Here is an 8,549-nt window from a genome sequence, read left to right as displayed (position 1 = left end):
TTTCCTTTATTATACCCTCCTGCTCATTAATGAAATAGTGAATATGGGCAACTTGTTTTCTTTTAATTAAATTTTTTATAAGGTTTGCCAAGAAGGTAGTCAATAACTGTCTTAAAGTATTGTTGATTAAATAAGTCATCAAGCAAAAATTCTCTATAGTCACCTATGCTGCGATAATTAATTTCTATGATTTTGGGGCCTGTTGGTGTCCTGATAAATTCGGTATGGCAGGCACCAAAGTTAATGCCGAGCTGATTGAGTACCTGCAATAGTGCCGAGGTTGTTTCTGAGTCAAACTGATCAACCCATCTTGCACCTTGTTCGATAAAGTGAGGGGGGGAGCCTAATTCTATTTTAAAGCCCCCTAGAATTTGCAGTTTTTCTCCATTGCCGAGTGTTTCTATGCTACAGACTTGACCTTCGATAAACTCTTCGATAAGTAAACTTTTATTTGGGGATTGCTGCCATAATTTTAGGCAGTAGTCCATAAGTTCCGTGATAGAGTGTATTTTTTTTCACATCAATGCTGGCAACACCTAAACTTGGTTTAATAACGCAAGGATAAACGACCTGATTAATAACTTCTTTAAGCTGAGCTTGATTAGAGACTTTATAATACCAGAGCGTTTCTAAACCTAGTTCTGTGAGTCGTTCTCTCATTTTCGTTTTGTGCTTGGTAATATGACAGCTAGACCAGGATTTGCCGGGTAAATTATAGAAATCAGCAACAATCGCACAACTAGTTTGCAGATGATCACTATTACTAAAAATTGCGACTGGACTAATCTGTTCTTTGTCTAGCTTGGATAATACTTCGATGGGGTTAAATACATCACACTGTTGTATAGAAATATGACTGAGTAGCGATGTAAGAGCTTGTTTGTGCTCTTTAGGATGATCTGTTAATAATGTGACAGGGTAGCCTTGTTTGATAATTTCAGGTAAAAAACCTTGATTAATTGCTTCAGTCGTTACATGGGATAAGATAACAAATGATTTTTTCATGATATCTTCCTTAGAAAGTTAAGGATGCACTGAGAGTAAAAGAGCGCCCTGGAGCAGGTGTAATGCCTTGGCTGACATCAACATTACGGAAGAAATAACGCTCATCGAATAAGTTGCGAATTGAGAAACCCAATTGTGCTTTTGCGCCATCAGAGAGTTTAAAGTTACGAATGATTGCAGTATTCCATAGCCAATAATCTGGGATAGGGCCTTGTGTTGTTTGTTCAGTTGGAGTATTCGCTGCATCACTAAAAGCTGAGCCGACATAATAACCACTGATGTTATAGGTCCACTGTTTATAGTGATAGTTCGAAATTAAGCTAAACTGATTTTGTGAGGCATAAGGAAGTTGATTGCCTTTATTCTCACCTTGGGTAATTTCTGTATCTAAATAGGTATAGCCTAGAGTAAAGTCTGCATTTGGTAAGAATTCTGGGACATAATGAAGCTGAGTTTCGACACCTTGTTCACGGCTGGCGCCAATATTCACTAAGTCATTACCCTGCTTTTCGATTTTATCGCTGAAATCTGTTTTGAAAAGAGTAATGGTAGTATTGACCTGCTTGTTAAAGGCAATTCGAGAGCCTAACTCATAATTCCAGGCTTTTTCAGCAGCAAGGCTTTGACCATTACTGTTGGCAACTTGCGAGAGTTGAGGTGCGAGTAATGAGCGTTGTGCGTTGGCAAATAAATAAATCGGCTGACTAATTTGATAGCCAACGGTTAGGCCAGGCAGCAACTGTGAAAGGTTATTATTAATTGTAGAGCCGGCTAGTCGATCAGTAAAGTCTTGGGCGACTCTTTCATAACGCAACCCCGGTGTGATTTGTAGTCGATCATTGAGAAAGTAAAGTGTATCACTGGCATAAGCGGCATAGGCTTTTGTGCTTAAACCCCAGTTTCTCGTTGTTGCTGTTGTTCCGGTTGAGATGTCTTCTTTATAGACAGGGTAGCTGATTCCTTCATGGATATAGCGTGCACCGAGGATGATTTTTTGTTTAATTCCTGTATTTAGCATAAAGCTATAACGCGGTTCAGTGCCAAACACTAGGAAATCGCGAGGAGATTGATCAATGTGAGTTGGAGTGGTGCCCGCAGTGCCTGGGTCTTGCCAAATAAAATTACGATAGCTTTTATTAAAGTAATTTGTCCAGGTTAAGTTACTTGTTGGGGTAAAATCATGACTGATGACCAAGGAGGTTCTTAAAGCATGGGACTGATAACGGTTATCCGGCGTATTTGATTGGCGCCAATTATCATAATATTGCTCAGGTGTTAATGCGCCGGGAAGCTCAGCATCGGCATCATAGTATTGAATGCTGGTTTTAATTTCTGCTTTTTTCACTTGGCCAATAATCCGTATTTAAAAGAATATTATTAACTTTAGTGTTGGTATGCTGACGATCGCCATTGCCACGTGTGGCATTAAGTTGTAGCTGAGCACCAAAATTGTCGGTAATAAAACCACCCACACCAAGATAACTATTGGATAAAAATTGGCCTGTGGGTGCAGCCGTGACTGATTGCTTTAATGTTGTTGCTCTTTGGTTAGGAATTGGCTTGGTAATAATATTGACAACACCGCCAACATTATTTGGGCCGTATTGAACGGCCGCACCACCACGAACGATGTCGATTTTTTGCACTGTGTCCAGAGTCACTGGAAAAAGCGACAAACCGGTTTGACTGTAAGGGGCGAGTGCTAAAGGAATGCCATCAACCAACACTTGTAAATCGACACTGCGTAAGGGGTTTAAACCTCTGACTGAAATATTAGGTAAAACGCCAGTGCCTGAAGTTTCATCTTGTACTCGCATGCTCGGAACTTGACGTAAAACATCTTGGATTTGTTGAGCTCCGGAGTCTTCAATCTGCTGTTGAGTAATTAAATTACGCGCGCCTGGGTAGGTTTTGACTTCTTTTTTTCGTGCTAGAACCGAGCCAACTGCCATTAATAACCAGCGATTGGGTACTTGTGGCTTGAGCTTGCTGTAGCAAGGTGAGTGATAAGCTTGCAACAATGAGTTGAGTCGTTTTGGTCATTCTAATACTTTTCTTCATCAAGGGGAGTACAGCCATGATATTGTATTTCCAAAATTATTATTGATAATCATTCTCAAAAGTGAATTATACACATTAGTGTTTTTGAATCAAGATATTTAAGGAAAGTTTTTTCTGCAACTTGAACTTGGCTAGGCGCAGAAAAAGTTTATGATAACGATAATGATATTGATAATAGTTATTAAATATGTAAAATGAACTGGCTATTTTTTATTAGGGGCAGTCCAGTGAATATTCTCCAATCATTAGAAACTCTTTATCAGCAGGTGAGCAGTGTTGGCTTACTTTTGATTATCATGGGGGCCTTCACATTAAGTGTTTTATTGTTAAAAGCTTGGCAATTCAATCGATTACGCTTATCTAAGCTCAATTTTATTGAACTGGTAATACAGACAGTTAGAGCGGGGCAGTATGCAGAGGCATTAGAGCACTTAACATCGATTAAGCATCCGGTTGCAAGCGTATTACAGGCATTAATCCAGAAAAAATTCCAGCAACATGAGAGCACTCAACAGATTGAAACCGAAGTTCAGCGTGTTGGCGAAGCAAAATTATCTCAACTCGAGTCTTATTTACGCCCTATCGAAGTGATGTCCAACTTAGCGCCTTTGGTCGGATTGTTAGGAACGGTGCTTGGGATTATTATGGCATTTTCTGCGGTAAAGTCAGCAACCTACGTTGATCCTGGGCAATTATCAAATGGTATTTCTCATGCCTTAGTAACAACGGCTTTAGGCTTGTGTGTTGCGATTCCTGCACAGATTGGTTTTCACTATTTAGACAGTATCGTTGAAAAAGTGCGCCTGGCAATGTCAGATAGTGTGGCTCAGCTAATGCAGCAGTCTGCTATAGTCAAATGAACTCTATAAACTTTAAACGGCAACGCAAATCTGCTCGAATTAGTCTTGTACCAATGATCGATGTGCTTTGTTGTTTGCTCATTTTCTTTATGCTAAGCACTCAATTTGTTCGTTGGGGAGCGTTAGAGATCCAAGTTGCAGGGCGGGCTACGTCAGTAAACACTCAAGATAAAAAGCTAACTAGCATTAAACTTTATCTTTCTATAGATAAAGTACAGTTTCATAAAAAAGAATTGACTTTAGCCAAACTCACTCAGAAATTAAAAGCGAGTAAAGTTAATTTAAACAAGCTTGATGTTCGTTTATTTGTAAGTAAGAAAACGCAGTTACAGTTTGCTGTGGATGTCGTCCCAAAAATTACAGCAGTTAGGCATTAAAAAATGCAGTTTGAAAATAGTTATGTTTAAATCAAAGTAAAAAAAAGTATAAAGAAGTTGAAGCAGTATTTCCATTGATTAATATTATTTTTCTATTAATTGTATTTTTTTAGTTGCAGGGAGAATTAGTTCAAATCAATGGCAGATCACCCCGCCAGCAACAAATAAACAGGCAGCTGAAGTAGGCAAAGAGTGTACGGTTTATTTAAAAAGTAATACTGTTTCTTATAACAATCATCGTATTGATTTAAATAAAGAAAATAGTTTTTCTGAACTGAAAAAACAATGTGCTGATAATGGAGTTATTATTGCTTCGCCTAATGATTTGCCAGCAGAGCGTATGATTATGCTTCTAAATAAAGCAAAAGAACAGGGGTTTAAAAAAGTTAAAATTTTGGTAATGAGTCATTACTGATGGAAATAAAAAATAGCCGTATCCTAATAGTAATGCTTTTAAACCTATTTATTGTTTTCTTAGGGGCTGTTATTTGGCAGTCCTTTCAAAAGAATGTGCCTGCAGGAGGAATCGTTGGCCAAACCGTGACTATACAGTTGAATGGTGATTCTGTTGTTAACGATCAAAGAAAACGAGAAAATAAGACAGAAAATAAATTAGTAAAAAATATTAAAATTGATAATGATCAGGAAAAAACTAAAAATGAACCTATAATCAAACAAAAAAGAAAATTATAATAAAGTAAATGAAAAAATTATTAGTAAAAGTAAAGTTGAAAATAAAAATAAAGGGATTGAAAAAATAAAAAAAGAAAACCATCAAGAGGAGGTGAAAGTAAATCATGCTAAGCACCAGGCTCAAAAAAAATGACCAAATAGCTCAGCAAAAAAATACTAGAAAAAGCAAGTATTACTAAGCTATCCAGACAGCAAGCGCATAAAGGGAGTCGCCGTGAAGGGTTGGGGGGAGACAGTCTGTTACCACCTTCTTATTTACAGAAATTGTTAATTCATTTGCAGAACTACAAGTATTATCCACCTTTTGCCTTGCGCCGACATATTATGGGTGAGGCAAAGATAAAAATGACATTAGATTGCCAGGGACAGGTGAAGAAATACCGATTTGTGCAAAAGACAGGCAGTCAGCTATTAGATCAAGCGGTTCAGGAAATGATGAAGCAGGCGAACCCATTCCCTGCGCCTAAAGTGTGCCATATGGCATTTAATGTGGTTGTTCCTATCGAGTTTAAAATTTCAGATGCTTAAATTTAGGTCTTGAAACTTAGGAGGCTGATTCTATGAGAATATTAGTAGGTGCATTCATTGCATTGATGACCCTGTCACCCCTGTATCATGCAAATGAAAGTGGTGAAATTATTAATACGGCGATGGGCAAAGTGACTGTTAAAAGTGCAAAACGAGTGATTACTTTAGAACATCGTTATACTGAGATGGCTTTAAGCTTAGGAATCATTCCTGTGGGCGTCGCGGATATTAAAAGTTATCAGAATTATGATGGTATCGATGGAAAGAAACTAGATACTATTGAAAATGTTGGACAGCGTGCAGCCCCTAATTTAGAGTCGATTGCAAACTTAAGGCCAACCTTAATGATTGGTGCTAACTTGAGAAATGCACCGGTTTATCCCGTGCTCTCTTCGATTGCTCCGACTTTATTGTTTAATTATATTCAAATGCCAAATAATCAAGAGCAACCATTAGCAGAGATGTTTGCTGAATTTAAAACAGTGGCTAAAGCTTTAGGCAAAAAAGAGCAAGCTGGAAAAATAATGGCTTCTTACGCTAGAACCGTTGCAGAGGCTAAAGCAGAAATAAATCACTTAAGACAACAAGGAGAATTACTAAGTGATGAAGTTGCAGTGGCTCAGTTTTTGCCTGGAAGCCCAAAGTTGCGGCTATTAACAACGGACTCTGTAGCGATTGAGGTATTAAATTCTATCGGTTTACAAGCTGCGTGGCCGGTAAAGGGAGGGCCAAGCACGTTTGGTTATCGTACTGTAGGTATACAGACCCTATCAGTACTTGGGCAAGCGAATGTATTTTATTTTAATGAACGAGCGGATGATCACTATCTCGAAAGTACTTTGAAAAGCCCGATCTGGTTAAACTTACCTTTTGTAAAGTCAGGTTTGACGTATCGCTTAAACCAACAAACATGGCCTTGGGGTGGGCCTGTGGCTTTAGAGAAATTTATTGATGAAGTTGTGAATGATTTAAAACAAAAGAGCCAGAAAAAAGATCGAGAATATGCTAAAAATGCAGCTTAAAAAGCAATCTGTATTTCTAGTTTTGGCGATAGGGTTATTAATCATCGTCGCTGCTTTTCACTTGACCCTAAGCAGTGATCTTCGCCTGCCAGATTTATATCATGATTTATTAGGTATACGCTCTGATGGTCAGGAAAATACATTACTTTGGTATTTAGCTTTGCCAAGGTTGGTGGCTGCTTTATTTGCTGGTGCTGCATTGGCTATTGCAGGGACACTATTTCAAGAAGCGAGCCGAAACCTATTGGCCTCACCTAATTTGTTAGGTGTAGGCGCGGGTGCTCATTTAGCATTGATTATCGCCTTGATTGCTTTTCCGGCCATCGTTGCGGATCATAAAGTGCTGACTGCAAGTATCGGAGGAGGTTTGGCTGCCGCTTTGGTCTTTTGGGTCACCAATAAAGAACCTGAACCTGTGCGAATTATCTTTGCTGGGGTGGCCATTTCCTTGGCAGTAAGTGCGTTGGCGGCTGTGCTTAGTTTATTTTATGAGCAAAGTGTGAGTGGCTTGTTTTTATGGGGAGCTGGTGATGTTGAGCAACAAGGCTGGTCTGAGATTACTGCAACTTGGCCTTGGTTATTACTATCCTTTATGGGTTCGTTACTATTAAGTCGTATGATCATGCTTTATCAATTAGGGGACGATGTTGCTTCTTCTTTAGGTGCTGGAGTGCAGTTATTGCGTTGGTTGATGATCACAATTGGCGTTGTGCTTACTGCCATCGCTGTGGCTTTAGTTGGGCCTGTGAGCTTTATTGGCCTATTTGTGCCTAATTTATTGCGAGTCATCGGTCTGCCAGTGAATGCTTTGTTTTTATTAATCTGCATGCTGATGGGTAGCTTGGTTTTGCTGATTGCAGATTGGGTGCATTTGGTCTTTTTTAAATATGCTTTGGTCAATATTCCTGTAGGTGTACTTACCGCAGCATTGGGTGCGCCTGCATTGCTGTGGGCTTTAGCGAAAATTGGTCGGCTTTCTTTTAGTCATAATGAAGCGATTAAATTATTTAGCCGTAAAAAAACCAATTTTAACACGCTATTTATTTATTATATTAATTATAATTTCTCTATTAAGTTTGCTCTATAGTGGTGGGGTTAGCTTGGCGTTAAAGCAAATTTTTTAATTTAGACATTTTTAAAAGTCATTCTTTAAGTCACTTATTGATTATAGATTTGCGCTTGCCTAGAATCGTTTTAGCTGTTTTGGCCGGAGGGGCATTGGCGGTGAGTGGCTTGTTTTTTCAAGGGGTCATCCAAAATCCTTTAGCAAGCCCTGAGGTGTTAGGCATTAGTCAGGGAGCGACCTGTTCAGCCTTGTTATTATTTTTATTGATCCCCGCGGCTCCATGGTGGTCTGTACAGCTTGCAGCTTTATTGGGAGGAATCCTTGCTTTTTTTATCGTTATGTTGATGGCGAAAAAGTTAGGCTTTCGTCCCTTACAACTGGCAATGATCGGTATTTCCTTAGGAGCACTTTATGCGGCACTTAATACTGGAATATTGGCTTTTTCAGGGATGCGTGTGAGTGAGACAATTCGCTGGCTATCGGGAAGTTTTTATGGACATACTTGGTCTGATGTTTGGCACTTAACGTCTTTATTGATTGTTGTACTGCCTTTGTGTTTTTTTGTTTCCCCTTGGCTTAGTGTTTTAAATTTAGGTCATGAGAAGGCGCAGAGCTTAGGCTTAAATTTAACTGGGGTGCAATTAGCCTTATTATTTTTAGGAACAGTGCTTGCGTCTGCAGTGGTCGCTACGGTGGGGATGTTAAGCTTTATTGGCTTAATGGCTCCACATTTAGCTCGACTATTAGGTTATCATCGAGCACGGGCTTTAGTTTTAGTAAGTTTTTTGATAGGGGCAATTTTAACTGTTTTTGCCGATGCTCTTGGTACAACTCTTTTTGCGCCTAGTGAAATTCCAGCAGGATTGATTGTTGCAATCATTGGAGCAGCTTATTTACTCTTTTTATTGCAGCGACAGGCAAGATCTGTTTAATTGAA

At 39.0% G+C, this 8,549-nt stretch carries 12 protein-coding genes; 8 read left to right on the top strand and 4 right to left on the bottom strand.

The window, feature by feature from the left end:
- Positions 1–62: 62 nt before the first annotated feature.
- The 4 genes from BGC07_RS21555 to BGC07_RS21545 are packed head-to-tail and all read right to left on the bottom strand — an operon-like array spanning position 63 to position 2,957.
- A complete protein-coding gene (locus BGC07_RS21555) occupies positions 63–488 on the bottom strand; it encodes an ATP-grasp domain-containing protein (RefSeq protein ID WP_235602855.1) in 426 nt (141 codons plus the stop codon).
- On the bottom strand, positions 448–1,005 hold the full coding sequence (locus BGC07_RS21550; protein WP_235602853.1) for a hypothetical protein: 558 nt from the start codon (positions 1,003–1,005) through the stop codon (positions 448–450). Before BGC07_RS21550 ends, BGC07_RS21555 begins: the two co-directional genes overlap by 41 nt.
- Positions 1,006–1,015: 10 nt before the next feature.
- Positions 1,016–2,350: a TonB-dependent receptor family protein gene (locus BGC07_RS02645; RefSeq protein WP_235602852.1), complete on the bottom strand. Its 1,335-nt coding sequence runs from the start codon at positions 2,348–2,350 to the stop codon at positions 1,016–1,018.
- The gene (locus BGC07_RS21545; RefSeq protein ID WP_235602851.1) at positions 2,331–2,957 is read right to left on the bottom strand and encodes a TonB-dependent receptor plug domain-containing protein; all 627 of its coding nucleotides are present in this window, start codon (positions 2,955–2,957) and stop codon (positions 2,331–2,333) included. The genes BGC07_RS02645 and BGC07_RS21545 overlap by 20 nt, the downstream gene beginning before the upstream one ends.
- 336 nt (positions 2,958–3,293) lie before the next feature.
- Between BGC07_RS21545 and BGC07_RS02640 the strand changes: the two genes are divergently transcribed.
- The 8 genes from BGC07_RS02640 (at position 3,294) to BGC07_RS21535 (ending at position 8,544) form a co-directional block, all read left to right on the top strand.
- The gene (locus BGC07_RS02640) at positions 3,294–3,926 is read left to right on the top strand and encodes a MotA/TolQ/ExbB proton channel family protein (protein WP_069311854.1); all 633 of its coding nucleotides are present in this window, start codon (positions 3,294–3,296) and stop codon (positions 3,924–3,926) included.
- A complete protein-coding gene (locus BGC07_RS02635) occupies positions 3,923–4,303 on the top strand; it encodes an ExbD/TolR family protein (protein ID WP_077216714.1) in 381 nt (126 codons plus the stop codon). Before BGC07_RS02640 ends, BGC07_RS02635 begins: the two co-directional genes overlap by 4 nt.
- A 94-nt stretch (positions 4,304–4,397) precedes the next feature.
- Positions 4,398–4,718, top strand: coding sequence for a biopolymer transporter ExbD (locus BGC07_RS23800; RefSeq protein WP_394332128.1), 321 nt, complete (start codon positions 4,398–4,400; stop codon positions 4,716–4,718).
- Entirely contained in the window at positions 4,718–4,996 is a 279-nt protein-coding gene (locus BGC07_RS02630; RefSeq protein WP_139121592.1) for a hypothetical protein, read from the top strand. The genes BGC07_RS23800 and BGC07_RS02630 overlap by 1 nt, the downstream gene beginning before the upstream one ends.
- Before the next feature lie 222 nt (positions 4,997–5,218).
- Positions 5,219–5,524 (top strand): energy transducer TonB, encoded by a 306-nt coding sequence (locus BGC07_RS02625; protein WP_069311852.1) that lies wholly within the window; start codon positions 5,219–5,221, stop codon positions 5,522–5,524.
- Positions 5,525–5,556: 32 nt separating this feature from the next.
- Positions 5,557–6,546 carry an ABC transporter substrate-binding protein gene (locus BGC07_RS02620; RefSeq protein WP_069311851.1) on the top strand — a complete coding sequence of 330 codons (990 nt, stop codon included), beginning with the start codon at positions 5,557–5,559 and terminating at the stop codon, positions 6,544–6,546.
- Positions 6,527–7,633: an iron chelate uptake ABC transporter family permease subunit gene (locus BGC07_RS21540; RefSeq protein ID WP_069311850.1), complete on the top strand. Its 1,107-nt coding sequence runs from the start codon at positions 6,527–6,529 to the stop codon at positions 7,631–7,633. Before BGC07_RS02620 ends, BGC07_RS21540 begins: the two co-directional genes overlap by 20 nt.
- Positions 7,634–7,725: 92 nt before the next feature.
- Positions 7,726–8,544, top strand: coding sequence for a FecCD family ABC transporter permease (locus tag BGC07_RS21535; protein WP_235602850.1), 819 nt, complete (start codon positions 7,726–7,728; stop codon positions 8,542–8,544).
- Positions 8,545–8,549 lie beyond the last annotated feature (5 nt).

The sequence above is a fragment of the Piscirickettsia litoralis genome (assembly GCF_001720395.1).
Taxonomy (GTDB): Bacteria; Pseudomonadota; Gammaproteobacteria; order Piscirickettsiales; family Piscirickettsiaceae; genus Piscirickettsia; species Piscirickettsia litoralis.
Note: the sequence above shows the minus strand (reverse complement) of the source record. Positions and strands in the feature narration are given on the sequence as shown.